General features: G+C 68.0%; 28 protein-coding genes. 17 read left to right on the top strand and 11 right to left on the bottom strand.

Annotated features, from left to right (window positions below; genetic code table 11):
- Positions 1 to 148 precede the first annotated feature (148 nt).
- The 3 genes from UK23_RS25915 (at position 149) to UK23_RS25905 (ending at position 2,729) form a co-directional block, all read left to right on the top strand.
- Complete coding sequence (locus UK23_RS25915; protein ID WP_181320591.1) at positions 149 to 802, top strand: response regulator; 654 nt, start codon at positions 149 to 151, stop codon at positions 800 to 802.
- 70 nt (positions 803 to 872) lie between these two features.
- On the top strand, positions 873 to 2,123 hold the full coding sequence (locus UK23_RS25910; RefSeq protein ID WP_045314234.1) for a ribonuclease D: 1,251 nt from the start codon (positions 873 to 875) through the stop codon (positions 2,121 to 2,123).
- 123 nt (positions 2,124 to 2,246) lie between these two features.
- On the top strand, positions 2,247 to 2,729 hold the full coding sequence (locus tag UK23_RS25905) for a GNAT family N-acetyltransferase (protein ID WP_045314233.1): 483 nt from the start codon (positions 2,247 to 2,249) through the stop codon (positions 2,727 to 2,729).
- 70 nt (positions 2,730 to 2,799) lie between these two features.
- Here UK23_RS25905 and UK23_RS52935 read toward each other — a convergent pair whose 3' ends face one another.
- Entirely contained in the window at positions 2,800 to 3,003 is a 204-nt protein-coding gene (locus UK23_RS52935) for a hypothetical protein (RefSeq protein WP_045314232.1), read from the bottom strand.
- Between the two features lie 169 nt (positions 3,004 to 3,172).
- Here UK23_RS52935 and UK23_RS51910 point away from each other — a divergent pair, with 169 nt between their 5' ends.
- Positions 3,173 to 5,038 (top strand): discoidin domain-containing protein, encoded by a 1,866-nt coding sequence (locus tag UK23_RS51910; RefSeq protein WP_052685048.1) that lies wholly within the window; start codon positions 3,173 to 3,175, stop codon positions 5,036 to 5,038.
- Between the two features lie 34 nt (positions 5,039 to 5,072).
- Complete coding sequence (locus UK23_RS25890) at positions 5,073 to 8,219, top strand: S8 family serine peptidase (protein ID WP_082114981.1); 3,147 nt, start codon at positions 5,073 to 5,075, stop codon at positions 8,217 to 8,219.
- Positions 8,220 to 8,256: 37 nt separating this feature from the next.
- Here UK23_RS25890 and UK23_RS25885 read toward each other — a convergent pair whose 3' ends face one another.
- The 4 genes from UK23_RS25885 to UK23_RS25870 are packed head-to-tail and all read right to left on the bottom strand — an operon-like array spanning position 8,257 to position 11,204.
- Positions 8,257 to 9,027: a hypothetical protein gene (locus tag UK23_RS25885; RefSeq protein WP_045314231.1), complete on the bottom strand. Its 771-nt coding sequence runs from the start codon at positions 9,025 to 9,027 to the stop codon at positions 8,257 to 8,259.
- On the bottom strand, positions 9,020 to 9,523 hold the full coding sequence (locus UK23_RS25880; RefSeq protein WP_196777890.1) for an RNA polymerase sigma factor: 504 nt from the start codon (positions 9,521 to 9,523) through the stop codon (positions 9,020 to 9,022). The genes UK23_RS25885 and UK23_RS25880 overlap by 8 nt, the downstream gene beginning before the upstream one ends.
- Positions 9,524 to 9,564: 41 nt before the next feature.
- Positions 9,565 to 10,518, bottom strand: a complete 954-nt coding sequence (locus UK23_RS25875) for a sensor histidine kinase (RefSeq protein WP_045314230.1) — start codon at positions 10,516 to 10,518, stop codon at positions 9,565 to 9,567.
- A 17-nt stretch (positions 10,519 to 10,535) separates the two neighbouring features.
- Positions 10,536 to 11,204, bottom strand: coding sequence for a response regulator transcription factor (locus UK23_RS25870; protein WP_045314240.1), 669 nt, complete (start codon positions 11,202 to 11,204; stop codon positions 10,536 to 10,538).
- A gap of 145 nt (positions 11,205 to 11,349) precedes the next feature.
- Here UK23_RS25870 and UK23_RS54645 point away from each other — a divergent pair, with 145 nt between their 5' ends.
- Entirely contained in the window at positions 11,350 to 11,475 is a 126-nt protein-coding gene (locus tag UK23_RS54645) for a hypothetical protein (protein ID WP_269112309.1), read from the top strand.
- 62 nt (positions 11,476 to 11,537) lie between these two features.
- On the top strand, positions 11,538 to 13,220 hold the full coding sequence (locus UK23_RS25865) for an ABC transporter ATP-binding protein (protein WP_052685046.1): 1,683 nt from the start codon (positions 11,538 to 11,540) through the stop codon (positions 13,218 to 13,220).
- A 105-nt stretch (positions 13,221 to 13,325) separates the two neighbouring features.
- Here UK23_RS25865 and UK23_RS25860 read toward each other — a convergent pair whose 3' ends face one another.
- Positions 13,326 to 13,964, bottom strand: a complete 639-nt coding sequence (locus UK23_RS25860; RefSeq protein WP_045314229.1) for a MerR family transcriptional regulator — start codon at positions 13,962 to 13,964, stop codon at positions 13,326 to 13,328.
- A 62-nt stretch (positions 13,965 to 14,026) separates the two neighbouring features.
- Here UK23_RS25860 and UK23_RS25855 point away from each other — a divergent pair, with 62 nt between their 5' ends.
- The 5 genes from UK23_RS25855 (at position 14,027) to UK23_RS25835 (ending at position 20,035) form a co-directional block, all read left to right on the top strand.
- Positions 14,027 to 14,932, top strand: a complete 906-nt coding sequence (locus UK23_RS25855; protein WP_082114978.1) for a hypothetical protein — start codon at positions 14,027 to 14,029, stop codon at positions 14,930 to 14,932.
- The gene (locus tag UK23_RS25850) at positions 14,929 to 15,378 is read left to right on the top strand and encodes an ABA4-like family protein (RefSeq protein WP_045314228.1); all 450 of its coding nucleotides are present in this window, start codon (positions 14,929 to 14,931) and stop codon (positions 15,376 to 15,378) included. Before UK23_RS25855 ends, UK23_RS25850 begins: the two co-directional genes overlap by 4 nt.
- 34 nt (positions 15,379 to 15,412) lie before the next feature.
- On the top strand, positions 15,413 to 16,684 hold the full coding sequence (locus UK23_RS25845) for a thiolase family protein (RefSeq protein ID WP_419503901.1): 1,272 nt from the start codon (positions 15,413 to 15,415) through the stop codon (positions 16,682 to 16,684).
- Positions 16,681 to 18,789: a 3-hydroxyacyl-CoA dehydrogenase NAD-binding domain-containing protein gene (locus UK23_RS25840; protein ID WP_045314226.1), complete on the top strand. Its 2,109-nt coding sequence runs from the start codon at positions 16,681 to 16,683 to the stop codon at positions 18,787 to 18,789. Before UK23_RS25845 ends, UK23_RS25840 begins: the two co-directional genes overlap by 4 nt.
- Before the next feature lie 94 nt (positions 18,790 to 18,883).
- Positions 18,884 to 20,035: a cytochrome P450 gene (locus UK23_RS25835; protein WP_045314225.1), complete on the top strand. Its 1,152-nt coding sequence runs from the start codon at positions 18,884 to 18,886 to the stop codon at positions 20,033 to 20,035.
- Position 20,036: 1 nt separating this feature from the next.
- Here UK23_RS25835 and UK23_RS25830 read toward each other — a convergent pair whose 3' ends face one another.
- Entirely contained in the window at positions 20,037 to 20,357 is a 321-nt protein-coding gene (locus UK23_RS25830; RefSeq protein WP_045314224.1) for a hypothetical protein, read from the bottom strand.
- Between the two features lie 59 nt (positions 20,358 to 20,416).
- Between UK23_RS25830 and UK23_RS25825 the strand changes: the two genes are divergently transcribed.
- Positions 20,417 to 20,935 (top strand): HAD domain-containing protein, encoded by a 519-nt coding sequence (locus UK23_RS25825; RefSeq protein WP_045314223.1) that lies wholly within the window; start codon positions 20,417 to 20,419, stop codon positions 20,933 to 20,935.
- 120 nt (positions 20,936 to 21,055) lie between these two features.
- On the opposite strand, the gene UK23_RS25820 is transcribed toward UK23_RS25825, so the two are convergent.
- From UK23_RS25820 to UK23_RS25810, 3 genes are all read right to left on the bottom strand, one after another.
- Positions 21,056 to 21,559 (bottom strand): DUF2199 domain-containing protein, encoded by a 504-nt coding sequence (locus UK23_RS25820; RefSeq protein ID WP_045314222.1) that lies wholly within the window; start codon positions 21,557 to 21,559, stop codon positions 21,056 to 21,058.
- A gap of 64 nt (positions 21,560 to 21,623) precedes the next feature.
- Entirely contained in the window at positions 21,624 to 22,034 is a 411-nt protein-coding gene (locus UK23_RS25815) for a type II toxin-antitoxin system VapC family toxin (protein WP_052685044.1), read from the bottom strand.
- Complete coding sequence (locus UK23_RS25810) at positions 22,022 to 22,309, bottom strand: type II toxin-antitoxin system Phd/YefM family antitoxin (RefSeq protein WP_045314221.1); 288 nt, start codon at positions 22,307 to 22,309, stop codon at positions 22,022 to 22,024. Before UK23_RS25810 ends, UK23_RS25815 begins: the two co-directional genes overlap by 13 nt.
- Before the next feature lie 72 nt (positions 22,310 to 22,381).
- Between UK23_RS25810 and UK23_RS25805 the strand changes: the two genes are divergently transcribed.
- Together UK23_RS25805 and UK23_RS25800 are read left to right on the top strand one after the other, a co-directional pair.
- The gene (locus UK23_RS25805; RefSeq protein WP_045314220.1) at positions 22,382 to 23,101 is read left to right on the top strand and encodes a DUF72 domain-containing protein; all 720 of its coding nucleotides are present in this window, start codon (positions 22,382 to 22,384) and stop codon (positions 23,099 to 23,101) included.
- Entirely contained in the window at positions 23,098 to 24,810 is a 1,713-nt protein-coding gene (locus UK23_RS25800) for a glycoside hydrolase family 5 protein (protein WP_045314219.1), read from the top strand. Before UK23_RS25805 ends, UK23_RS25800 begins: the two co-directional genes overlap by 4 nt.
- Here the strand turns inward: UK23_RS25800 and UK23_RS25795 are convergent.
- Positions 24,765 to 25,499: an arylamine N-acetyltransferase family protein gene (locus tag UK23_RS25795; RefSeq protein WP_045314218.1), complete on the bottom strand. Its 735-nt coding sequence runs from the start codon at positions 25,497 to 25,499 to the stop codon at positions 24,765 to 24,767. The two genes, UK23_RS25800 and UK23_RS25795, sit on opposite strands and share 46 nt — an antisense overlap.
- Before the next feature lie 17 nt (positions 25,500 to 25,516).
- Here UK23_RS25795 and UK23_RS25790 point away from each other — a divergent pair, with 17 nt between their 5' ends.
- Together UK23_RS25790 and UK23_RS25785 are read left to right on the top strand one after the other, a co-directional pair.
- Entirely contained in the window at positions 25,517 to 26,326 is an 810-nt protein-coding gene (locus UK23_RS25790) for a DUF72 domain-containing protein (protein WP_045314217.1), read from the top strand.
- A gap of 41 nt (positions 26,327 to 26,367) precedes the next feature.
- Positions 26,368 to 26,724, top strand: coding sequence for a peptidase inhibitor family I36 protein (locus UK23_RS25785; protein WP_045314216.1), 357 nt, complete (start codon positions 26,368 to 26,370; stop codon positions 26,722 to 26,724).
- Positions 26,725 to 26,727 lie beyond the last annotated feature (3 nt).

Genomic DNA, 26,727 nt, shown 5'->3' with positions numbered 1-26,727 from the left:
CTCGGAATCCCGGCCTAACAAGCCAAAACGACTTTGCCGGGGCCGTGCGGTCGGGGGGCACGACCGACTCCAGGGAGGTAGTGACGTGGCTGCCGTCGGCTTAGGTCAGGCCGTTCGTACCACGCCAGCCGGCTCGTTGCCGGCGAACATGGTCCCGCACCCGCGGGAAGAGCTTTTTTCAGTGCTGGTGGTCGACGACCACCCACTGCTGAGGGAGGCGATATCAGCTCGGCTCACGCAAATGGGAGCCGGCACAGTGCATGAGGCCGCATCGGTGGCAGAGGCTCGGGCGCGGGCACTTGCAACCGGACCTTGCGACCTCGCGATCCTCGATCTGGGCCTGCCGGATGGCACCGGCATCGACCTGGTCACGGAACTCCGTGCCCAGGGCTGGCCCCGCATCGTGGTCCTCGCATCCTCCGACGACCCCTACGCGGTCAGGTCGGCCTTCCAGGCGGGCGCCCAGGCGTACCTCCTGAAGTCCGCCTCTCCGATGGTGGTCACCGACGGGGTGCGCAGGGTTCTCGATGGCGGCGTTTACGCAGATCCGAGCGTGGCACCAGTACTCGCAGCGGGTACTCGGGTGCCGGGCACCGACAACACGCCGCGGGAACTCTCCGCACGTGAGGTCGAGGTGCTCCAGCTGGTCGCCGATGGCCAGAGCAACAAGGAAATCGGCGAGGCTCTGAGCTTGTCCGCGTTGACGGTGAAGTCTCACCTGTCGCGGATCGGCCGGAAGCTGGGCACCGGGGATCGCGCTCAGATGGTCGCGCTGGCCATGCGTGCCGGCGTGATCCGTTAGATACCGGTTTGAAGCACTGAACCGGCCGAGAACACCTGTGAGTGGTGCGATCGTCGTAGGGTCATCCGCTGTGGATGTACCCGCCGACGAGCCAACCGCACCAACCGGACCAGATCCGGTACCGCTGACGGAACCTGCTGATGGGGTCCCGCCCGTGGTCGCCGATCCTGCTGCGCTCCGGCGAGCCGCTGACGCGCTCGCCGGGGCGAAGGGCCCGGTCGCGGTGGACACCGAGCGAGCCTCGGGCTACCGCTACTCACAGCGTGCCTATCTGGTGCAACTGCGCCGGGAAGGCGCCGGCACATGGTTGGTCGACCCGATCGCCCTGGGCGGACGGCTAGACCCGCTGGTGCAGGCGCTGGAAGGCACTGAGTGGGTGTTGCACGCAGCGTCTCAGGACCTGCCGTGCCTCGCCGAACTCGGGCTGCGTCCCGGCGTGCTGTTCGACACCGAGCTGGCGGGCAGGCTGGCTGGGTTCGAACGTGTCGCACTCGGCACGCTGGTGGAACGGCTACTCGGTTACAGGCTCGAGAAGGGGCACGGCGCGGCCGACTGGTCGCGCCGGCCCCTTCCTGCCGATTGGCTGACGTACGCCGCTCTGGACGTGGAGCTGCTCGTGCAGCTGCGCGACGTTCTCGAAACCGAGCTGGAGCGCCAGGGCAAGCTCGCCTGGGCGCTCGAGGAGTTCGAGGCGGTGCGGACGGCGCCGTTGCCGCGCCCCCGTACCGACCCCTGGCGGCGCACGTCGGGCATTCACCGCGTGCGCAACCAGCGTCAACTGGCCCTGGTGCGTTCGTTGTGGGAAGCCCGCGACGCCGTGGCCCGCGAACGCGACATCGCCCCCGGCCGAGTCCTCCCGGACTCCGCCCTGATGGAGGCAGCCGCCCGCAACCCGGCTTCCGAAGCCGAGCTGCTCTCGTTGCCGGTCTTCCGCGGCCGGGCCCAGCGCCGCATGTCCGGCGTCTGGATGAACGCCCTGCGCAAGGGCGCCGATCTGCCCAAGTCGGAGCTCCCGGAACCCGCCGGCCAGCACGACGGCCCACCCCCGCCCAACCGCTGGGCGGACAAGGACCCGGACGCAGCGGCCCGCCTCACCGCGGCCCGCGCGGCCCTGTCGGCGATCGCCGAGGCCAACACCCTCCCGGTGGAGAACCTCCTGCTGCCCGACCTGGTCCGCCGCACCTGCTGGCAACCGCCGGCCGACCTCTCCCCGGAGTCCGTGGCCACCGCGCTGCGCGACGGCGGCGCCCGCTCGTGGCAGGTCGACCTCACCCTGGAAGCCCTCGCGAAGGCCCTGACGGCAACGGCCCCGCCCTCGTAACCGATATATCAGTCTCACGCTGATATCCGATATATCAGTTCCCACAACCCTTGCTGACCTGCCCCTTAGCAATGAGACTTTGGACGACGTCGTCAAAAGACTCATTGCAAGGGGCAGTTCCGCATGATCCGCACCTCTCGGCTGGACCTGCTGCCGCTGCGGGTTGAGCACGTCCCGGAGATGGCTTCGGTGCTCTCCGACCCGGCGCTGCACACGTTCATCGGCGGCACCCCACTCACCCCGGACGCCCTCCGCGTCCGCTACGAACGACTGGTCGCCGGCTCCCCCGACCCCACCGAGCAGTGGCTCAACTGGGTGATCTTGCTGCGCGCCTCGGGCTGTCTTGTCGGCACTGTCCAGGCGACCATCGCCGACTCGACCGCGGAGATCGCTTGGGTGGTCGGCACGCCCTGGCAGGGCCAGGGCATCGCGGGCGAAGCGGCGCGGGGTCTCGTCGACTGGCTCGCCACCCAACCGGTCCACACCGTCGTCGCCCACATCCACCGGGACCACCACGCGTCGGCTGCCGTCGCCACCTCGGCCGGGCTCACCCCGACCCCCGAGGAGCAGGACGGCGAGCTCCGTTGGCAACGCTCATTGCAATGAGTCTTTTGCGGACGAAGTCCAAAGAGTCATTGCTAAGCACCAGGTTGCAGGGCTTGACGAAACCGATATATCAGTTGGCCATCCGGTTGCCGCGACAGCGGCGCGAGGTGCCAGCGGACGTGCGGTGGGCCTGCTGGCTGCCGAGCGACAACACGTACAGCCGCTCGACCGGCAGCAGCTCGCTCAGAGCGGTACCCGCGGAGTGCACGACTTGTTGGATCGCCGCATGCTCGTCGGGAGTGAAGTCGCCGATGACGTGCTCTCGGAGTCCCACGGCACGCGTGTCGTCATGCGTTCCAGCCGTACCCGAAGCCCAGACGTCGCTGGGAAATTCTGGACCGCCGGTCACGTCCATTGAGCGCATTTCAAGCCTGAACAGCGCCGGTAAACTTCCCGGTACCGCCGCCTTGACAACGTTGTCACGACGGATTGGGGCTCGACCGATGCAGAGATCATCACATCGTCGTCAGATTTCCCGGTTCCTCACCGGCTTCGTCTTGATCATCGGCGCCACCGTCGCCACCGCGCCGCACGCGGTGGCGGCGACCAACGTGGCGCTCAACAAGCCCGCCTCCGGATCCGTGAGCTGCGTCGCGGAGGAATCGCCGGCCAAAGCGGTCAACGGCTCCGTGACCGGCGGAAACGCGGACAAGTGGTGTTCGGGCGCGGCCACGAAGTACCTCCAGGTCGACCTCGGCTCACCACTCACCATCAGCCGGTTCGTCCTGAAGCACGCGGGCGCCGGCGACGAAGGCCAAGACCTCAACACCCGCGCCTTCACCATCCAGACGAGCACCAACGCCACGACCTGGACCACCACCACGACCGTCACCGGCAACACCGCCGACGTGTCGACCCATGACATCGCTGCCACCAGCGCGCGGTACGTCCGGCTCAACATCACGCAGGCCGAGCAAGGCGGGTCCGGCACGGCCCGGATCTACGAGTTCGAGGTGTACGACGCGGACGGCGGACAGCCGTCGGGCAACCTCGCTCTCAACCGCCCGGCGACGAGCAGCACGCCGTGCACCGCGAGCGAAGGCCCCGAGAAGGCCGTCAACGGCAGCGTCAGCGGCGGCCTCGCAGACAAGTGGTGTTCGAATGCCGCGACCAAGTTCCTCCAGGTCGACCTGCAGGCGGGCAGGACTGTCGGCGGCGTGATCATCCGCCACGCCGGAGCCGGTGGAGAAGGAGGCAACACCAGCTCGTTCACCGTCCAGACGAGCACCGACGGCACGAACTTCACGACGGCGTCGACCACGACCGGCAACGCCGCCGACGTCACCCGCCACACCTGGACCCAGCGCACCGCCCGCTACGTCAGGCTCAACGTCAGCGACGGCACCGCACGGATCTACGAGTTCGAGGTCTACCTGGATCCGCCGCCGATCGGAGGCGATCCCGGCACGTGCCACCCCGACGCCCCGCCGACCGTGACCGACTACGTCGCCGAGCACACGCCGTTGATGACCAGGGTGTCGTGCAACGCCGACGTCGCCGTGTACTTCGACCCGGAGCTGCTGAGGCTCCCGCCGGCACAGACGGCGTGGGCGACGCCGTTCGTCACGGAGGTCTGGCGCCACTACCGCGAGACCTACGGCAGCTGCGCGGTCAACCGGCCGCTCCCGGCACCGATCGGGCCGAACTGCACAAGGTTCGGCTACCCCAAGCCGTTGCTCGCGTTCTTCCACGAGGGCAAGTACCACGGCGGCACGGTGGTGAACCGGTTCGACGGCTTCGCCGGGTTCCGCAACACGATCGACGTCGGCGACGACGGGTGGAGCATCAACAACGCGGTCCTGCGCGACGTCATCACGCACGAGGAGTGCCACATCGTCGAGGGCGCGAGTCAGGGCGTGCACGAATCCCCCGCGTACGGCGAGATCTGGGGCGACAGCAAGTGGGCCGAGATCTGCCAGTACGACTTCTACCGCAAGTCGGGCCGCACCGACGACGCGAACCGGGTCTTCAACCAGTACATGAACAATCGCGACGACCTGCCGCAGGGCGCGCGCCAGGCGGCGTGGTTCCGCGACTGGTTCCACCCGCTGTACCAGGAGACCGGCAGCACCATGGCGTTCATGGACCGCTTCTTCGGGCTGCTCAACCAGCACTTCCCGAAGCGGCAGGAGAACGACGACCGCAACCTGATCTACACGCGCCGGATGAACGCCGGTGAGTTCGTCCACTTCATGAGTGGCGCCGTGGGCCGCGACCTCAGCGGCATGGCGCAGCAGGCGTTCAACTCCGGGTTCAACCGTGCCCAGTTCGACCAGGCAAAAGTGAATTTCCCGGGCATCACCTACTGAAAGACCAGGTCCTCCTGACGGACATGTCCCCTGTGTGAAACGAATTCTCCCCCTCGCCGTGGCCGGCGTCGTGCTGGCCACGGCGCTCACACCAGCCGCAAACGCTGAAACAGCCCCGAAAACCACCACCCACTGGATCACCCTCGTCACCGGCGACCGGGTCCGCACGGACGACAAGGGCAAGCCCGCCGAGTTCAAGCCGGCTGCGGGCCGTGAGCGCATCCCCGTCTCCACCAGGGAAGACGGCAAGCACTTCTACGCCATCCCCGCCGACACCGAAAGCCTGATCGCGGAAGGCAAACTCGACCAGCGCCTGTTCGACCTCGCCCTGCTGGGCCGCCCCGAGTACACCAAGCACAACGGCCTCCGCGTGCTCGTGTCCACCGACACCGGCCTGCCAGGAGCGCGTTCGTTCAGCAAGATCGGCGTCGACGCCGTCACGGTGACCTCGCCGAGCCTGTGGCAGTCGCTGGAAACCCACCGCTCAGCGCAGCCCACGATCTGGCTCGACGCGGTGCACAAGGCCGAGCTCGACCGCAGCACCGCGCAGATCGGTGCGCCGCAAGCGTGGCAACAAGGGTTCGACGGCAAGGGCGTCAAGATCGCGGTGCTCGACACCGGCGTCGACAACACCCACCCCGACCTCGCCACCCAGGAGATCGCGGAGAAGAACTTCACCGACTCCCCCGACAACTCAGACCGCGTCGGCCACGGCACGCACGTCGCGTCCATCGCCGCCGGCACCGGGGCGAAGTCGGGCGGCAAGTACAAGGGCGTGGCTCCCGGCGCGCGCATCATCGACGGCAAGGTGCTCGGCGACGACGGTTCCGGTTACGAGTCCGGGATCCTCGCGGGCATCGAGTGGGCGGTGGAGCAAGGAGCCGACGTCGTCAACATGAGCCTCGGCGGCGAGGACGGCCCGTTGCTGGACCCGATGGAGATCTTGATCAACAAGCTCTCCCAGGAGACCGGCACGCTGTTCGTCATCGCCTCGGGCAACTCCGGCCCGAACACCGTCGGTTCCCCCGGCAGCGCCGACGCGGCCCTCACCGTCGGCGCCGTCGACCGCGACGACAAGCTGGCGAGCTTCTCCAGCACCGGCCCGCGCGACGGCGACGGCGCGATCAAGCCCGACATCACCGCACCCGGCGTCGGCATCGGTGCCGCCGCCGCGGGCAAGCTCGGCGAGACGCAGCCCAAGCCCGCCGACGGCTACGTCACGCTGAGCGGCACGTCGATGGCCACCCCGCACGTCACGGGTGCCGCGGCGATCCTGGCCCAGGCCCACCCGGACTGGCGCGGCGACCAGCTCAAGGCCGCGCTGATGGCGTCCGCGAAACCGGGTGCCCACAACCCGTTCGAGCAGGGGGCGGGCCGCACGGACGTCGCCAAGGCGATCAAGCAGACCGTCACGAGCGGCTCGGTCTCGTTCGGCACGGCGCTGTGGCCGCACCACGACGACGCCCCGATCACGCGCGATGTCGTGTACCGCAACGAAAGCGACCAGCCGGTCACGCTCGACCTCGCGATGAACACCTCCGCACCGCAAGGCTTCTTCACCCTCAAGGACACGAAGCTGACGGTCCCGGCGCACGGCACCGCGAGCACGAAGATCACCGCTGACACGAAGCTCGGCGGCGACGCGTCCGGCACGTTCAGCGCGTACGTCAACGCGAGCGGCGGCGGCGGCCAAACCGTTGTCACACCGGCAGCTGTGACGCGCGAACCCGAGCGCTACAGCGTCACGGTCAAGATGATCGGCCGCGACGGCAAGCCCGCCGCGGACTGGCGCACCGACCTGCAGGGTGTCACCGGCGACGCGAAGGGCTCGTTCAACCAGCTCGGCACCGGCCTGGAGACGTTGCGCGTGCCCAAGGGCCGCTACCTGCTGAGCGCCCGCCAGTGGGTCGGCCCCGAACAGCCGAACCCCGGCTACAACTGGTTCAACGGCACCAACTTCGAGATCACCGGCGACACCACGATCACGCTGGACGCCCGCCTGGCCAAGCCGGTCGACATCGCGTTGCCGGACAACCCCGCCGAGCGCCACTCGTACGTCAGGGTCGGCCACGAGGTGCCGTCGATGGAGTACGGCTGGGGCCTGCTCGGCCTGCCGCTCAACGTCCTCAGCACCGCGCACGTCGGCCCGGCCGGCAAGCCCGGCGAGATGAACGAGCTGATCGTCGCCTCGTACACCGGCGCCGACCACGACGAGTACCACCTGGCCGACCAGTCCACGACGCTCACGCAGTTCTGGACCGGCTACCGCAAACACCTGAAGGCCAAGGACCTCGTGACGATCGAGGCTTCCGCGGGTGCCACCGCCGAGGGACGAACGGGCTTCCTGCACGCGGAAGCAGCGCTCGGCGACAACCCGGTGTTCGGCGTCGCGTTCGGCTATGCCCTGCCGCACAAACGAAAGCTGCACCTGTACTCCACGAAGCACACCTGGGGCTTTCGCTTCGAGCAGGACCACGGTGACGCCACCGAGGCGTACTGGACCGCCGCCGAGGAGCAGTTCAAACCCGGCAGGACCTACAAGAAAACGTTCAACACCGGCGTTTTCGGTCCCACGTTGTCCGGTGAACGCCGCGTCGGCCTGTTCCGCGACGGCGACATCCTCTTCGGCAGCCTGCCGTTCTTCACCGACGGCCAGGGCCGCCCCGGCGGCTCGGTGGTGGAGTCGGGGTCGACGGTGCTGAAGCTCGGCGACAAGGTGATCGACTCGACCGGCCGGCCGCTCGACCTCGAGACGTTCTTCTCGATGCCCGAGGCCCCCGGCCGGTACGAGCTGACCACCACGGCGAACCGCTCCGGCGTCGCGGCGATCAGCACCTCGGTCACGACGACGTGGGGTTTCAACTCCGCACGCACCGAGAGCCCGACTCAGGTGCCGTTGTCGATGGTCCGGTTCACACCGGAGCTGGCACTCGACGGAACCCTGCCCGCGCACCGGTTCCAGCGCATCCCGCTGTCCGTCCAGGGTGGACAGAACAAGTCGCTGTCCGCGCAGGTGTCCTACGACAAGGGCGCCACGTGGCAGAAGGCGTGGGTCGTGGGCGACTCGATGTTCGTGACCAACCCGGCCAAGGGCGGGAGCGTGTCGCTGCGAGCCACCGCGGTGAGCAAGGGCGGTGACTCGGTCACCCAGACCGTGATCAACGCCTACCTGACGAAGTAGTGCGAAAGGCCCGGCTTCGGCCGGGCCTTTCCTCGTGTCACCGCTTCGGGAACGCCTCGTCGTAGACCGCGCGCAGGCCGGGCTCGTCGAGACCGCTGTACCCGCAGCCCATCACCTCGGCGTCCGCCGCCGCGACGAGGTACTTCCGGCCCACCTCTGGCGCGAACCCGGCGAGCACCGGCGACGCGGTGGTGTTCCTGACCTCGATGACGTCGGCCTCACCGATCCACGCGTGATGCACCTGCAGCGTCACGACGTTGCCCTCGATCTTCAGCGCGGTCGCCTCGAACGCCATGCCCGCGTTCTCGGCGAGGAACCCGGCCTGGGGCTTGGGGCACCGGACGTCGGGATCCTGCGGGCTGTCCGTCAGCACCGCGACCGTGGTCTTGCGGCCCACCGACGCGCTGGGGCTGACCGGTGGCACGGGCACCGACGTGGTCCCCGCGCTGGGACGCGGCCGGCCGCTGGTCGTCGGCTGCCCGTCACCACTGCCGTCCGGCGCCCCGGAGCCGGTGGCGAGACCTGACTGGTTCGACTCCGAGGTCGGCAGCGCGACCCTCCAGTCCGGCGAGTGCCCGGCACCGGTGTTGGCCAGCACGACCACGCCGGCGGCCAGCGCGACAACAGCCGCAGCACCGATCAGCACTGGTACACGCCTTGTATACGACTTGCGCACGACTGGTAGATCGAGCGCGGCACCGGCCACGAGCCGCCTGGCCTCGTCCTCCGGCAACGGGCGCAACGACGCCGCCGGGTCAGCGCGGCGCATGCGGTCGCGCAGATCCCCGTCGCTCACACCGTCACTCATGGCCGCTTCCTTCCTCATCAAGAACGGACTTCATCTTCTTGCGGGCGCGGTGCAGGCGGATGCTGACCGCGTTGGCGCTCATGCCGACGACCTGGGCGATCTCGGCGGGGCCGAGCTCCTCCCAGGCCCAGAGCCGCACCAGCTCGGCGTCGACGGCCGACAACCGCGCGAACGCCCTGGCGAGCTCCGGGTCGGGGTCGTCGCGGGCGGGCGCGTATTCGGGCGGTCTCGCCACCTGCCAGATCCGCACGAGCAGCCTGTCCTGTCTGCGGCGTGCCCGTTCGGCGTTGGCGAGGCAGTTGCGCGCCACGGCATATGCCCAGGCCAGCGGCTCAGCCGGCATCTCGGTCCGGCGCCGCCACGCGACCAGCAGCGTCTCGGACAGCACGTCCTCCGCGGTCGCCGAGTCGGTCCGCCGGGCCAGATATCGGCGCAACGGCTCGATCAGCTCCTGCGCGACGGCCTCGAATCCCGTTCGGCGCGGTTCCACGTCCACCTGCTCCACCTCGGGACATGTCCGGCAGGACTCCCGCTCTTTCACCCAGCGCGCGGAATTTCCACGGTGACCACGAGACCGCCGCCTTCACGGGGTTCCGCGTGCACCCTGCCGCCGTGGGCCTCCACCACCGCACGCACGATGGACAGGCCGAGCCCGGCGCCGTCCGGCCCGGTGCGCTGCCTCGTCCCGCGGTGGAACGGCTCGAACAGCAGGTCCGCGTCGGTCACGGCCTCGCCGGGATTCTCGACGGTCAGCCTGCCCCAGTGCCCGGAAGGCGTGACCCGGACCGACACCGCCCCGCCGGGAGCGTTGTAGCGCACCGCGTTGTCGAGCAGGTTGTGCACGAGCTGCTCCAGCAACAGCTCGTCACCCAGCACCTCCACCGCGGCCGCGCGCACGTCGATCGGGCCGGCGATCTCGCTCGCGACGCGTTCGGCGACGGCGTCGAACCGCACCCGTTCCCGCACCCGCAGCTCCTGCTCGCCGCGCGCGAGGTGGAGCAGACCGTTGATCAGCGCGATGGACCTGTCGTTGCTGCGCAGGAGCTCTTCCCTGGCGCGCCGCACGCGGCCGGGATCCGAGGAGGACAGTCCGACCTGCACCAGCGTCCTGGTCACCGTCAACGGCGTGCGCAGCTCGTGAGAGGCGTTCGCGATGAACCGGCCCTGCGCCGCGAACGCCGCGTCGACCCGCCGCAGCGCCCGTCCGGTGAGCCACCAGCCGAGCAGCCCGGCGACCGCGCCCATCAGCAGGAACGTCAGCACCGACTGCCACAGCAGCCCGGCCAGCGCGTCGTCCCAGGCCTGGTCGCGCGGCACGACCTCGCCGACCGGCTTCGGGCCGTCCTCGGAGATGTACATCCGCGGCGCCACCGCTCGTTCGAGCCGCAGGATGATCGCCCGGTTCGCGAAGTAGATGAACGTGACGACGATCGTGCTGGCGACGAGAAAAAGTCCGATGTGGACGATCGTCAGCCGGGTCCTGAGCGACATTCTTCGCGTTGTCCGTCTCATGTCTGGTCACCGCGCAGCCGGTAGCCGACGCCGGCGATGGTCTCGATGGCGCTCGCGTCGTCGAGCTTCGCGCGCAGGCGGGACATCGTGATGCGCACGGCGTTCGTGAACGGATCGGCGTTCTCGTCCCACACACTCGTGAGCAGCTCTTCGGCGCTGACCACCGCGCCGTTGGCCGCCATCAACGCGTGCAGCACTCCGAACTCCTTGACGGACAACGACAAGAAGCGCCCGTTCTGCGACGCCTGGCGGAGCGCGGTGTTCATCTCGATGCCGCCGTGCCGCATGACGGGCGGCGCCGCGGGAGTGCTCCGGCGGCCCAGGGCGTCGATGCGCGCGACGAGCTCGTCGAAGTCGAACGGCTTGCCGAGGTAGTCGTCCGCGCCGATGCGCAGCCCTTTGACGCGCTCGCGGACGTCGTCCATCGCCGTGAGCATGAGGACCCGCGTGCGCACACCGGACGCGATGAGCTCGCGGCACACGTCGTCGCCGTGCTTTCCGGGCAGATCCCGGTCCAGCACAACGACGTCGTACTCGTTTCCGGCGAGCTTTTCCGTCGCGGTGAGGCCGTCGTGCGCGATGTCGACGGCCATTGCCAGCTGCCGGAGCCCGTCGGCGATGAAGTCCGCCAGAACGGGTTCGTCCTCGGCGATCAGCACGCGCATCGCCACCTCCTCATGGTTTTCTCACCCTCGCACAACAGTTGTTTCACCGGCATAACGACATTGCGAGACGTCGCTGAAACGGGTGGCTGTTTAACGTTTTCCTCGTCGCCATCAACCGCGATGGCCACAACGGAAAGGAACCACCATGGCTGACACCCGCCCCCGCATCGAAGTCGGTCCGCGCACCAACCCGTGCGACGTCATCCCGCGCAGCGTGCCGCGCCAGTGGGTGACGCCGAGGAACCCCGTCGGCGGCACGCCTCGCGACTAGTAGGCCGACTTGGCCTGCGGCGCCTCCACGCCGCGGGCCTTCTCCCTGATAGGAGCCCTCTCGTGCCGGGAACCGCCCTGTCCGCGCGTGCCGTCTTCCGCCGTTTCTGGCCGTTCACCCGTGGCGACCGGCGCTGGCTCGCCGTCAGCAGCGTTCTGCTCGTGGGCGCGGCCGCGTGCGACGCCTACGCGGTCTCACTGTTCGCGAAAATCGTCGACAACGCACTGCGTTCCGGCGACATCTCAGGATTCTGGCGCCCCGCCGCGACGTGGGTCGGCGTCGCCACGCTGTCGAGTTTCCTCGTATTCGGCGGCACCTATCTGACCGAACGAACCGGTGAACGCTTTCTATTGCGCCTGCGCACAAAAGTCTTCGCGCATCTGCACCGCCAGCCGCCCGGTTTCTTCGAAAGCCGCCGCCCCGGCGACCTGATCGCCCGCCTGACCGACGACGTCGACACGGTCGAACGTTTCGTCGGCTCCGGCGTCGTCCAGGTGATCACCGCGCTGTTCAGCGTCGTGTTCTTCGCCGGCTACGCGCTCTACCTGAGCTGGGAGCTGGCCCTCGCCGCGTTCGTGGTCGTCCCGCTGTTCGCGCTCGTGACCCGCAAGTTCGCCCAGCACATCAACCGCCGCTCCCGCGAGCAGCGCGCGTTGAACGGCGACATCACCGCCATCCTCGAAGAGAGCCTCGCGAACGTCACGGTCGTCCAGTCCTGCAACCGCCAGCCGGCCGAGTCCGCCCGCCTTCGATCCGCCGGCCTCCGCATGCTCGCGACGAACCTCTCGATCGCGCGGCTCAGCGGCCTCTACGCCCCGGTCGTGCACCTCGCCCAGACGGTCAGCGTGCTCGCCGTCATCGGCCTGGGCGCCTGGGAGATCGCTTCCGGCCGCATCAGCCTCGGCGGCGTCCTGGCGTTCGCCGCGATCCTCAGTTCCCTCTACGCCCCGGTCCAGCAACTCGGCCAGCTCCGCGTGATGGCCTCCGCCGCCGCCACGGGTTCCGAACGCATCATCGAACTCCTGGACGCCCAGTCACCCCTCGTCGACGGCCCTCGCAGCCTCCCCCGCGCCCGCGGCCTCATCCGCATGCAGTCGGTCGACTTCCGGTATGCAGACACCCAGTCACCGGTGCTAGAGGGTTTCACCATCGAGATCCACCCCGGCGAACTGCTGGCCATCACCGGCGCGTCCGGCGCGGGCAAGTCGACCATCGCGAAACTCCTGCTCCGCTTCTACGACCCGTCGGCCGGCACCATCACGCTGGACGGCGTCGACCTCCGCGACCTGACCCTCGCCTCGCTCCGCTCGAACATCGCCCTCGTCAGCCAGCAGACGCAGATGTTCCACACGACGATCTACGACAACATCGCCTTCGGCTCGCCCAGCGTCACTTATGACAACGTTGTCAACGCAGCCGTCCAAGCCGACGCGCACGACTTCATCACCGCGCTCCCCGAGGGTTACGAGACGATCATCGGCCAGCACGGTCACGGCCTGTCCGGTGGTCAACGCCAGCGCCTCGCCATCGCCCGAGCCGTCGTCGCCGACACCCCGATCCTCGTCCTCGACGAACCCACCGCGAGCCTCGACGCCGCCTCCGCCGACCGTCTCCTGGGCCCGTTGCGCCGCCTCGCCAGCGGCCGCACCACGATCTTGATAACCCACGACCAGCGCCTCACCGCGCACGCCGACCGCGTCCTCACCCTGCTCGCCACTCCCGCCGCCCTGCGGCCCTTGCAATGAGTCTTTTGCGGACGAAGTCCAAAGAGTCATTGCTAAGCAGCAGGTCGCAGGCCCGCGCGTGAGATCGCCGAACTGATATATCGGCCGATATATCAGTTCCGGGAGCTAGTCCGGGGGCCGCTGACCGAACACTTCGCGCGACACCTGACCGTGTGCGAGCCGCCGCACCGCCTTCAGCACGGCGTCGCCGATCAAGGTGCCCACGACCATGCCCTCGATGATGTCGTCGGGTGAGCCGTGCCGCGTGATGTACTCGAGGTCGGCCCGCGCGATGATCTTCAACCCCTCCAGGTAGGGGTCGAGCAGGTTGCGGAAGTCGTCGTGCCCGACCGAGCGTGCCGCGGACAACGCGGTGGCCAGCATGTGCGTGACGTGGCTTTCGGTCACGTCGACGCAGTCGGTCGCGCCCTGCCGCGCGAAGAACTCCTGCACGTCCTTGACGGCGAGCGGGTCCAGCTCGGCCGAGCCCGGCTGGGTGATGGCCTCCTGCACGGTGCCGAGCTTGTTGTGCAGGGAGTCGTCGCGGGTGTCGACGGCGACGAGAACGTCGCGCACCGAGGCGATGGAGAGTCCACCGACGTCGACGAGCGCCCGCACCAGCCGTAGGCGGCGGAGGTGCTCGTCGTCGTAGTGAGCCTGGTTCGGACTGGTCAGCACGCCGGCGGGCAGCAGTCCCTCACGCAGGTAGTACTTGATCGTCGCCACCGGGACGCCACTTCGCTTCGAAAGCTCGCCAACACGCATATGGATAGTGTACCTTTCCGATAGCGGCGAGCACCGCTATCCATTCCACTGAGGGGACTCAGATGCTGAAGACCGCATACAACTGGCACCGGCCGTTAATGCTCTTCACGCTGTCCATGGCCGTACTTACTCCGATCGCCGCACTCGGCATGCTGCTGGACGACCGGATGCTGCTCGACTCGCCCATCTGGTTCAAGCCGTTCAAGTTCGCCGTGTCGTTCACGCTCTACAGCGCCTCGCTGGCGTGGTTCACCAGCCTGCTCGAAGGTCGCCTGCGCAAGATCGCGTGGTGGCTCGGCACCGTGTTCACTGCAGCTGGCGTCGCCGAGATGGTGATCATCACCGTGCAGGTCACCAGGGGCAAGCGCAGCCACTTCAACTTCGAGACACCGCTGGACACGGCACTGTTCGGAGCCATGGGTCTGCTGGCCATGGTCCTGTTCAGCACGAGCCTGGTCATCGCAGTGCTGCTGTTCCGCAAGAAGTTCGGCAACCCCGCCCAGAGCTGGACGATCCGGCTCAGCCTGCTCATCGCGCTCGCCGGCATGAGCGTCGGCTTCCTCATGACGCAGCAGCGCGCCGGCCAGTCCCCCGAGAAGGGCGTGATCGGCAGCCACTCGATCGGCGGACCCGACGGCGGCTCGTACATGCCCTTCACCGGCTGGAGCACCGTGCACGGCGACCTCCGCATCGGCCACTTCATCGGCATGCACGCGGTGCAGATCCTGCCCCTGCTGATCTTCTTCGCCGGCCGCTGGGCCAACGCGCGCCTCGCGTGGGCGCTCAGTGGCGGCTACCTCGGCCTGACCGTCCTCGTCACCTGGCAGGCGTTGCGCGGGCAGTCCCTCATCCAGCCTGACGCACTCACCCTGATCGTCGCCGCCGCTCTCGTCGCCGCCACCGCACTGGGTGTGGTGTGGGCGCGGCAGCCGCAACAGAACAACAACAAGGAGCTCGTGAACGCATGACCGCCACCCTGTTCAGCCTGACGTTCGTGCTGGCCGCGCCGTTCTGGGCACTCATGATCTTCGCGCCTAAGTGGTCGTGGACGAAGCGGATCGCCGAGTCGTACCTGATCATCCTGCCGGTCGTGGCGATCTACGTGCTGTTGATGATCCCCGTGCTGCCGGAGCTGTTGCCGCTGGTCACACGACCGGAACTGCCCGCGCTGGCCCAGTTCATGAGCACCGAGGTGGGCGCGACGCTGGTGTGGGCGCACATGATCGCGTGGGACCTGTTCGTCGGGCGCTGGATGTACCTGGAGGGGCGTCGACTGAACGTCCACCCGCTGGTGATGGCACCCGTTCTGGTGATCACGATCCTGCTGGCCCCGGTCGGGTTGCCGCTGTTCCTGATCGTGCGCAAGGTGTGTGACGCAACCAACAGGGGTGCCGCAGTGGTTACTCACCAGTAACTAGGGTTAGAGTTGGCGTTACCGACCGGTAGGGATGTCGCGCACCCCCTGCCCGGTGGACAGAGTTGTCACCACAAGTGGAGGAGACGCCGTGGCCGCACCAGCAGCGCCGGCACGCGTTCGGAACGTGGTCTTCGTCGACGGCGTCCGTACGCCGTTCGGCAAGGCCGGCCCGAAGGGCATTTTCGCCGAGACCCGTGCCGACGACCTCATCGTGAAGGTCATCCGTGAGCTGCTGCGCAGGCACCCCGAGCTGCCGCCGGAGCGCGTCGACGAGGTCGCCATCGCGGCGACCACGCAGATCGGCGACCAGGGCCTGACGCTCGGTCGCACGGCGGCGTTGCTCGCGGGCCTGCCGAAGTCGGTCCCCGGTTACTCGATCGACCGCATGTGCGCCGGCGCGATGACCGCCGTCACCACCGCGGCGAGCGGCATCGCGTTCGGCGCCTACGACATCGCCATCGCGGGCGGCGTCGAGCACATGGGCCGCCACCCGATGGGCGAGGGCGTCGACCCGAACCCGCGCTTCCTGTCGGACAAGATCGTCGACACCAGCGCACTGGTCATGGGCCAGACCGCGGAGAACCTGCACGACCGGTTCCCGCACATCACCAAGGACCGCACGGACGCCTACGCGGCCGCCTCGCAGGCCAAGTACGCCGACGCGATCAAGAACGGCAAGATCGGCCCGGAGCTCGTGCCCGTCGCGACCCGCTCCGCCGAGAACGGCTGGGGCCTCGCCACCGCCGACGAGCCGCCGCGTCCTGGCACCACGGTCGAGGACCTGGCCAAGCTCAAGACGCCGTTCCGCCCGCACGGCCGGATCACCGCGGGCAACGCGGCCGGTCTGAACGACGGCGCGACCGGCTGCATCCTCGCCGAGGAGGAGACCGCGCGCGAGCTCGGCCTGCCCGTCGGCATGCGGATGGTCGGTTACTCGTTCCTGGGCGTCGAGCCCGAGGTCATGGGCATCGGCCCGGTTCCGGCCACGGAGAAGGCTCTCGAGCGCGCCGGTCTGTCCATTGAGGACATCGGCCTGTTCGAGGTGAACGAGGCGTTCGCGATCCAGGTGCTCGCGTTCCTGGACCACTTCGGCATCGCCGATGACGACCCCCGCGTGAACCAGTGGGGCGGCGCGATCGCCACTGGCCACCCGCTGGCTTCCTCGGGTGTTCGCCTGATGACGCAGCTGTCGCGTCAGTTCGCCGAGCGTCCGGACGTCCGTTACGGCCTCACCACCATGTGCATCGGCATCGGCATGGGTGGAACGGTCATCTGGGAGAACCCGAACTGGAGTGGCAAGTGACCATCACCGCTGAGGAAGCAAAGGCGATCTTCCCCGACGAGGTCGTCACCGTTGCCAAGACTCGTCTGATCTCGGTGCCGGGCCTGGACAAGCCGGTCGCGTTCATCACGATCGACAACGGCCTGGACCACACGCGTCCGTCGACGTTCGGCCCGCAATCGCTCGTGTCTTTGGGCGCGGCGTTCGACGAGGCTTACGCGGCGTCGCCCGCGGCCATCGCGGTGACCGGCAAGCCGTTCATCTTCGCGGTGGGCGCGGACCTGACCGCCGTCGAGCAGGCGACCGACCGTTCGCAGGGCGTGACGATCGGCAAGCTGGGCCACGAGGTCTTCAAGAAGTTCACCGACTCGGACATCCCGACCTTCGCCTTCGTCAACGGCGCGGTCATGGGCGGTGGCCTCGAGCTCGCGCTGTCGTGCCACTACCGCACGCTGGCGTCGAACGCGGCCGCGATCGCGCTGCCCGAGGTGTTCCTGGGCCTGTTCCCGGGCTGGGGCGGCACGCAGCTGCTGCCGAACCTGATCGGCGCCAACGACGCCGTGACGGTGATCTTCGAGAACGCGTTGAACCAGAACAAGATGCTCAAGCCCAAGGAAGCTCTGGCGCTGGGCATCGCGGACGTGCTGTTCGACTCCGCCGACTACCTGGAGCAGTCGCTGCTGTGGCTGTCCTCCGTGGTGCGTGGCGAGATCACGGTGCCGCGCAAGGAGATCGACCGCGGCGAGGCGTGGGACGCCGCCGTCGCGCGGGCCAAGGCGATCGTGCACGGCAAGACCAAGGGCGCGGCGCCGGGTGCGTTGAAGGCGCTGGACCTGCTGGAGCTGGCGCGCGAGAACGACCTGGACAAGGGCTACGCCGCCGAGACCGAGGGCCTCGCGGACCTCGTCATGAGCGACGAGCTGCGGGCCGGCCTGTACTCGTTCAACCTGGTGCAGAAGCGCGCGAAGCGTCCGGCCGGCGCGCCGGACAAGTCGTTGGCGCGCAAGGTGACCAAGGTCGGTGTCGTCGGCGCCGGTCTGATGGCCTCGCAGATGGCGCTGCTGTTCATCCGCCGCCTGCACGTGCCGGTCGTGCTGACCGACATCGACCAGGCGCGCGTGGACAAGGGCGTCGGCTACGTCCACAGCGAGATCGACAAGCTGGCGTCGAAGAAGCGGATCTCGCCGGACGAGGCGAACCGCTTGAAGGCGCTGGTCTCCGGTTCGCTGGACAAGGCGGCCTTCAGTGACGCCGACTTCGTGATCGAGGCCGTGTTCGAGGACCTGGGCGTGAAGCAGCAGGTGTTCGCCGAGGTCGAGGAGCACGTCTCCCCCGAGGCCATCCTCGCCACGAACACGTCGTCGCTGTCCATCACGGACATGGCGTCGAAGCTCAAGCACCCCGAGCGGGTCGTGGGCTTCCACTTCTTCAACCCGGTCGCGGTCATGCCGCTGCTGGAGATCGTGCGCGCCGAGCAGACCGACGACGCCACCCTGGCGACGGCGTTCTCGATCGGCAAGCAGCTCAAGAAGTCCTCCGTGCTCGTGAAGGACGCGCCCGCGTTCGTCGTGAACCGCCTGCTGACCCGCTTCATGGGCGAGGTCATCAAGTCGGTCGACGAGGGCACCTCGTTCGAGGTCGCGGACAAGGCCACCGAGCCCCTCGGCCTGCCGATGTCGCCGATGATCCTGCTGCAGCTGGTCGGTTCCGCCGTCGCGCTGCACGTGTCGGAGACGATGCACGGCGCGTTCCCCGACCGCTTCTCGGTGTCGGAGAACATGAAGAAGTTCGTCGCCGCGGGCAAGGGCGCCGTCTGGCAGTGGGACTCCACTGGCGCGCAGACGGTCGACCCCGAGGTCCTGGCGCTGTGGGAGTTCGGAAACGCTCCGCTGTCGGGTGAAGAGGTCAAGACCCGCGCGCTGGAGGCGTTGGCCGAGGAGATCCGGATCATGCTCGACGAGGGCGTGGTCGCGGAGGCGCAGGACATCGACCTGTGCATGCTCCTGGGCGCCGGGTGGCCGTTCTGGCTGGGCGGCATCACGCCGTACCTGGACCGTTCCGGCATCTCGGAGAAGGTGACGGGCAAGCGGTTCCTGGCGCCGGGTGTGGCGTCCGTGCCGGCCTAGTGCGTTCGTGAAGCCCCGGCTCCTCCTCGACGGAGCCGGGGCTTTCGCCTGCTCGGACCTGCACGTTCCATGATCACCGGCCTACCTTCGGGGAATGGCCAGAAGTTATCCGTTCGCGGAGCCCGATCGGCTGGACATCGACCCGGCGCTCACCGCGGCACCGCCGTTGATCCGCGTGAAAATGCCCTACGGCAAGGAAACCTGGCTCATCACGGGCCACTCCGAAGCACGCGCGATGCTGAGCGATCCCCGGTTCGTGCGCACCACCGCGGACCCGCTCGACGAACCGCGGATGAGCTCGCAGAACAACGCGCCCGGCATCCTGTCCCTGGACCCGCCGCAGCACACCAGGCTGCGCAAGCTGGTGACGAACGTCTTCACCGTGCGCCGTGTACAGGCTCTGCGTCCCCGTGCCGTCGAGATCGCGGACTCGCTGCTCGACGAGCTGACCCCGCCCGCCGACCTGGTGGAGGGCCTGGCCCGCCCGTTCCCGATGCTGATGATCACGACCTTGCTCGGCGTGCCGCAGGAGGACCACAAGAAGTTCGGCGTGTGGGCGGACAGCTTCCTCAGCACGGGTGCGGTGCCCGCCTCGGTCGCCGGGGAGCACTACACCGCCATCTGCGACTACCTGGCCGCTCTCGCCCGCCATCGCACGGCCGATCCGACCGACGACCTGTTCGGCTCGCTGGTGCGGTACCTGAACGCCGGCGAGCTCACGATCGACGAGCTCGTCATGGTCTCGTTCAGCATCCTGGTCGGCGGCCTGGAGACGGTGAAGACGCAACTGCCCAGCATGGTGTACCTGTTGCTGACTTCCGGCCGCTGGGACTCCCTGCAGGTCTCGCAGCTGCCCGCCGCGGTGGAGGAGATGCTGCGCTACATCCCGCTGCCGACGACCGCCGTCTTCGCGCGTTTCGCCACCGAGGACGTCGCGATCGGCGACGTGGTCATCGCGCGCGGCGAACCGGTGCTGGTGGAGGTGCCCGTGACGAACCGTGATCGACGCGTCTTCACGGATGCGGACGACCTCGACCTCGCCCGCGATCCGAACCCGCACATGGCGTTCGGGCACGGAGCCCACTACTGCCTCGGCGCACAGCTGGCGAGGCTGGAACTTCAGGTGATGCTGGAACGCCTGCTGACCCGCATGCCCGCGCTGCGCCTCGCCGTGCCGGAGCACGAGCTCGGCTGGAACCGCGGCTACCTGGTCCGCGGCGTGACCGCGTTGCCCGTCGTGTGGTGAGTCAGTCCTCGATCTCCGGCTGGTACTGCTCCGCGCTGCCGTCCTGGCGGATGAAGTAGGCCTCGATGTTGGTCGCGCGCAGCGTCACCTCGGACCCGGCCACCAGGTCCCGGTAGCGCAGCAGGTCCGGCAGGCCGATCGCCACGACGTCGAACGGGTGCTTCTGGCGCAGCATCAACGACCTGCGCAACGCCTCGCTGAACGCTCGGCGCGGCGAGTCGTCGTCCTCGGGGACCTCCACCAGCGCGCCTGCGAGCTGACGTTCGAGCGCGGCCCGCACGTGGTCTGCCGTGCACCAGGCCGCGATCTCCGTGAGAGTCATGTGTCCCGTATCGGGAAAAATCGCGGGATCATTAGCGAATTGGATGTTTCGATCAGGTCATGTTGTCCCGACCGGCGATCCTGGTCGACGTCGACGGCCCGCTGAACCCCTATCTGGCGAAGCCGACCCGACGTCCGGCCGGCTACACCACGCACCGCATCCGTCCCGCGGGTTTCGCCCGCCCGCTGCGCGTCTGGCTAGACCCGTCGCACGGTCCGTGGCTGCTCTCGCTCGCCGCCGCGGCCGGTGCGGACCTGGTGTGGGCGACGACCTGGGAGCACGAGGCGAACGAGTTCATCGGCCCGCTCCTCGGCCTGCCCGAGCTGGAGTGGATCGACTTCGGCGGCCGCGGCGCCGACCACCGCGACGGCCACCACGGCAAGGTCCCCGCCATCACCGAGTGGGCGGGCACGCGGCCGATCGCGTGGCTCGACGACGAGTTCCAGCCACGCGACGCGGAGTGGGCGGCGGCGCGCCCCGGCACCCTGCTCGTGCCGGTCGACCCCCGCAAGGGCATCGGCATCGAACACCTCGAACAGACCCGGACGTTCCTCGCCCACGCGCCCGTACGCCCCTGATATATCAGTTGCCGCCATATATCAGCGGCCCCTTGCAATGAGTCTTTTGCGGACGAAGTCCAAAGTCTCATTGCTAAGCCGCAGGTCATAGCCTATAGCCGGAACCGATATATCAGTTGCTCACTGGTGCAACGCCATCTCGGCGAACTCCTGCACCCGCGCGAGAGTGATGCCCTCTCGCTGCTCCACCGCGAGCGGGTGATCAGTGGGCTCGAGCTCGATGAGCGGCCGGACACCGATTTCCTGGGTGTGCAGGTTGGTCTTGAGGTTGAGCGTCGTGGGCTCGTAACCGGGCAGCACCGTCGACAGCCACCCGAAGTACGGCGGCTCCTGAACGCGAGCCGGGTCGTCGAACACCTCGGCCATGCGGTCGAAGTTCGCCTTGGAGAGCGACACCCACACTCCCCACTCGAAGTCCTCGCCGGCGTCGCGCACGGGCAGCACGATCCGGCCGCGCACGAAGTGGTGCTCGTTGTCGATCACGCAGTACTCGTCGCCGAGCACGTTGTCCGGGTTCTCGGCGAGCTGCGGCGACCAGTAGACGGGTGCGGCCATCGCGTAGGCGAACGGCAGGCCGTCGTGCTCGTGGCCGCAACACGTGCAGGTGAACGCCGGCGTGATCATGCCGGGCAGCGTAGAGGTGAACGCTTGCCGCCAAAGGCGTTTCGGCACACTCGCACGGCGCCGCTCAGACCTGACGGACCGGTACGACCTCCACGAGCCGGTCGAGGTCCTTGAAATCCTTGACGTTCATCGTCAGCACGGGCATACGCGCGACCGACGCCGTGGCCGCGATCTGCAGGTCCATCCGCCGCGGCCGGGGACTGCGCCCCGCGCGCCGCACCAGCGAGGCCATCTGCCCGTAGACCTTGGCCTCCTCCACGCCGAACGGCAGCACCTCGAACGTCTGCATCGCCGCGTAGTACCGCTCCGTGCGCGCGGCCCGCTCGACCGGGTCGTCGACGTCGATCCCGAACGCCAGCTCCGCGATCGTGACCGCGCTGAGGAACGGCTGGGCGTTCAGGTACGCGCCCAGATCCGCCCGCTCGAGCCTGATCAGCACACAGGTGTCGAGCAGGCAGCGCCTCACCTCTGCCACGGGTCGTCCAGCGGGTCGTCCGCACCGAAGATCTCGTCGGCCGCCCTGCGGTCCGCCTCCCAGCGCTCCGCGTCGACCGACGGCAGAGTGCCGAACAGAACCTGGATCTCACCGAGCGCCGGCCGCGACGGGACTTCCTCCCGGTACGGCGAGAGCTGGGCGACCGGCTTGTTGTTGCGGGTGACGACGAAGCTCTCACCCGCCTCGACACGGCGCATGATCTCCGCGTTGTCGTTGCGGAGCTCGCGCTGCCCGATGGCTTTGAGCTGCTGCATAGCACCAGCGTAGCCCAAACCCGATAAAAGTGCTACAGAGTAGCTACAGCACGACCGGGATACCCGGCCGACGTGATCAGGATCGGCACGTCGGGCTGGCGCTACCCGGAATGGCGCGACGGCTTCTACCGCAACGTCCCGCAACGGCGCTGGCTCAGCCACCTCGCCTCGCACGTCGGCACGATCGAGATCAACAGCTCGTTCTACCGGCTCCAGCCGCCGTCGAACTACCGCAAGTGGTACGCCGAGACCCCCGCGGACTTCGTCTTCTCCGTCAAAGGCCCGAAGCTGATCACGCACCTCAAACGGTTGCGGCACGTCGAGGAACCGCTCAAGACCTTCCTCGACTCGCTCGCGCTGGGCCCGAAACAGGGCCCGATCATCTGGCAGCTGCCGCCGACGCTGCGCTTCGACCACGCACTTCTGCAGGACTTCCTCGCCACCCTCCCGCCGGGCAGACACGCCGTCGAACCGCGCCACGAGTCGTTCCGCACCAACGCCTACTTCGACCTGCTGCACGCACACAACGTCGCCCACGTCATCTCGGACGCACCGACGTTCCCGTGCATCGAGGCCGTCACCGCCGACTTCGCCTACATCAGGCTGCACGGCCACGACGAGCTCTACATCAGCTCCTACGACGACAGGCAGCTCGACAAGTGGGCGCAGCAGATCCGCGACTGGGACCGCGACACCTACGTCTACTTCGACAACACCATGAAAGGCGCCGCACCGGGAAATGCCCGAACCCTGGCGCAACGCCTCGGCATGCCGCTAACTTCACATACGTGAAATTCACTCGCGTCTCGGCCACCCTGCTCCTGGCCGCGAGTCTCGTTGCTCCCGCGCAGGCGGAACCGGCGTCCTGGACCGGCCCGCTGAGCACGCGCGGACGGTGGATCGTCGACGCCCACGGCGACCGCTTCAAGCTGAAGTCCGGCAACTGGCACGGTGCGAGCGGCACCTGGAACGGTTCCGGCGACATCAACGACCCCGCCAACCACCACGCCGGCGAGAAGGCCGACCAGGTTCCGCTGGGCCTCGACCGCGCGACCATGGCCACGATCATCAGCGGCTTCAAGGAGATCGGCGTCAACAGCGTCCGGCTGCCGTTCTCCAACCAGATGATCAAGGACACCAACCCGGTCAACGGGCTGAAGGACGCGCAGCTCAACGGCAAGCGGCCCCTCGAGATCTACGACGCGGTGGTCAACGCGCTGACGAGCAACAACCTCGCCGTCATCCTCAACAACCACACCACGACGTCCAGGTGGTGTTGTGGTGTCGACGGCAACGAGCGGTGGAACACCAGCCAGAGCACGGACCAGTGGGTCAACGACTGGGCGTTCATGGCCGACCGGTACAAGGCCGACAAACGGGTCGTGGGCGCGGACCTCTACAACGAGGTGCGCCGCAACATCTGGGACGACCCGAACTGGGGCTGGGGCAACGACCACGACTGGCACAAGGCCTCGCAGCAGGCTGCAGACCGCATACAGCAGACCGCGCCAGACCTCCTGGTCATCGTCGAGGGCATCAACTGGACCGGCATCCCGGTCGACGGCTTCGCGCACGGCAGGCCGACGCTGGAGCCCGTCAAGTACCTCAGCCACACGCTCGCCAACCCCGAGAAACTCGTCTACAGCGCCCACTTCTACGGCTACACCGGGCCCAACCACAGCGGTGCCACCGGAATCGGCGAGACGAGCGACCCGCGCTACCAGGACCTGTCACCGCAGGAGCTCGTCGACGTCCTGCAGCGCCAGGCCTTCTACATCACCGAGGCGCAGAAGCACTTCACCGCGCCGTTGTGGATCAGCGAGTTCGGTGTCGGCGGCATCGACGAGTCCAACCAGAAGGCACGCGACTGGTTCGAGCGCTTCGTCGACCAGCTGATCGCCAAGGACACCGACTTCGCCTACTGGCCACTGGTCGGCTTCCACAGCAACAAGACCGGCAACAGCTGGGCACTGCTCCGGTGGGATGCCAACGGAAACCGCATCAGCGTCAACGACGGCGACGACTGGCGCGCCGGAGCGTGGAACAGGCTGATCAACGCGCCCAGCCGCACCGGGCAGGTCCCGCGCGAGACCCGGTGGAACATGCTCCTCAAGGAATCGTGCCCGCAGAACGAGAAGCTCGTCGGCATCAGCCACACGGGCAACCGCGGTCTGTGCGTCAGCAGTCCACAGTGGAGCAACACCACCCGCGTCACCAACGAGCAGCACGTCACCAACGACTGGGCGGCCGGCTACACGAAACTCCAGTGCCCGCAAGGAAACGCGGCCGTCGGCTACGCGAATTTCACGTTGGTCTGCGCGCCGATCGCCACCGGAACGACCACGCGCGTGCTGTGGTTCGACCGCGGCGACAACCGGCCGGACCAGGGCGGCGACTGGGCCAACGGGCACTACAAGGGCCAGTGCGCGCAGGACGAGCACATCGCCGGCGTCGCCTACAACTGGCGCAGGACACCGGACGCGTTGCTCTGCCGGAAGTGAATTCCGAAATATCGCAGGAAAGCGGCCGCAGGATCCTCGACAGGAGTTGAGGTCTTGTGGCCGTTTTTCGTGACCACGACCTTCTCGTTCGTCACCGTGATCCGCCCGTCCAACCGGGCCAGCGTCGCCCGTGGTGCTTTGCGGAAACCCGACTCCGGCGCGCTCTGCTGCCACCAGCACGTCGGCACGAACTCCGCCAACGAGCGCGGCCGCCGCTCGACCCGGTAGGTGGGCGAGCCGTCCATCAGCACGTCCACGTCGTCCCCGTGCTCGACCAGCCGGAACGTCCCGAACGGGTCCTTCTGGTCCTCCCGCGACGTCCACGACAGCGGGTGCAGCGAGAAAGCACCGAAGCCGACGTCGCACAGCCACTCCCCGTCCACCAGCAACGTCAGGTGGTCGAAGGGCGGCCCGAGCGTCTGGCTGTCGCGGAACACCCGCGCGGCCAGCAGGTCGACGTGATGTCCCAAGTCCCGCAACAACTCCGCGAACAGCCCGTTGAGCTCGTAGCAGAACCCGCCCCGCCGCCGCGTCACGATCTTGTCGTACAGCCACGGGATCTCCAGCTCGATCCGCATGTCCATGTGGGTGTCGAGGTTCTCGAACGGGACGCTCAGCAGATGCCGTTCGTGCAGCTCCGCCAACGAAGAGTCCCGCGAGGCACCGATGCGCTGTAGGTAGGCGTCCACCGTGTCAACATAACCACATGGGCGAGGTCAGGATCGGCACTTCGGGATGGGTCTATCCGCCCTGGCGCGGCAAGTTCTACCCCAAGGGCGTCACGCAGAAGCGCGAGCTCGCCTACCTCAGCGAGCGGCTCAACTCGGTGGAGATCAACGGTTCCTTCTACTCGCTGCAACGCCCGTCGAGCTACCAGAAGTGGGCGAGCGAAACCCCGGACGACTTCAAGTTCGCCGTCAAGGGCAGCCGCTTCATCACGCACATGAAGCGGCTCAAGGACGGCAACGAGCTCCTCGCGAACTACCTCGCGTCCGGCGTCCTCGCGCTGGGCCCGAAGCTCGGCCCGATCCTCTGGCAGCTCCCGCCGACACTGCAGTTCGACGCCGGCCTGCTCACCAGCTTCTTCGAAGGCCTCCCCCGCACCACCACCGAGGCGGCCGACGTGGCCAAGCGCCACGACCACCGCGTCGACCCCGCGCACACCACGACCGACGCCGAACGCCCGATGCGCTACGCCCTCGAAGTCCGCCACGACAGCTTCAAGACGCCGGAGTTCGTCGACCTCCTCAAACGCCACGACATCGCGCTCGTGGTCGCGGACGCCGCCGGCAAGTACCCGCTGATCGAAGAGGTGACGAGCGACTTCGTCTACGTCCGGCTGCACGGCCACGACGAGCTGTACGTCAGCGGCTACACCGACGAGGGCCTCGACATGTGGGCGAAGAAGGTCAGGAAGTGGCGCAAGCACGGCGACGTGTTCGTCTACTTCGACAACGACGCGAAGGCCTACGCGCCCCGGGACGCTCAGGCGCTGCAAGATCGTCTCGCCGATTGATCCAAACGGACGCACACTCGTCTTCTGACGGAGGTGCGCCCATGTCGACGAAGAGCCTCATCGCCGCCTTGGTGATCACTGCGGGCGCGGTTGCCTCCAGTGGGATCGCTGTTGCGCAGAGTGACAACGCCTGCGACAAGGGCGAGTTCTGCGTCTGGACCGGGCCCGACTACACGGGCACCGTGCAGCGGCTCGACCTGGAGACCGCGAACCCCGACGAGTGCATCCCGCTCACCCTCACCGGACGGTCCTTCGCCAACCGCCTGAGCAGGGACGCGAGCGTGTATCAGCGCGAGAACTGCTCCACCGAGGCCGAGTTCACCACCTACCCGAAGCACGGCACCTACGTGCCGGACGCCTACTTCGTGATCCGGGCGCTGGAAGTGTGGGGGCCATAACGA

The sequence above is a fragment of the Lentzea aerocolonigenes genome, assembly GCF_000955955.1.
GTDB lineage: Bacteria > Actinomycetota > Actinomycetes > Mycobacteriales > Pseudonocardiaceae > Lentzea > Lentzea aerocolonigenes_A.
This window is presented reverse-complemented; position numbering and strand designations above follow the sequence as displayed.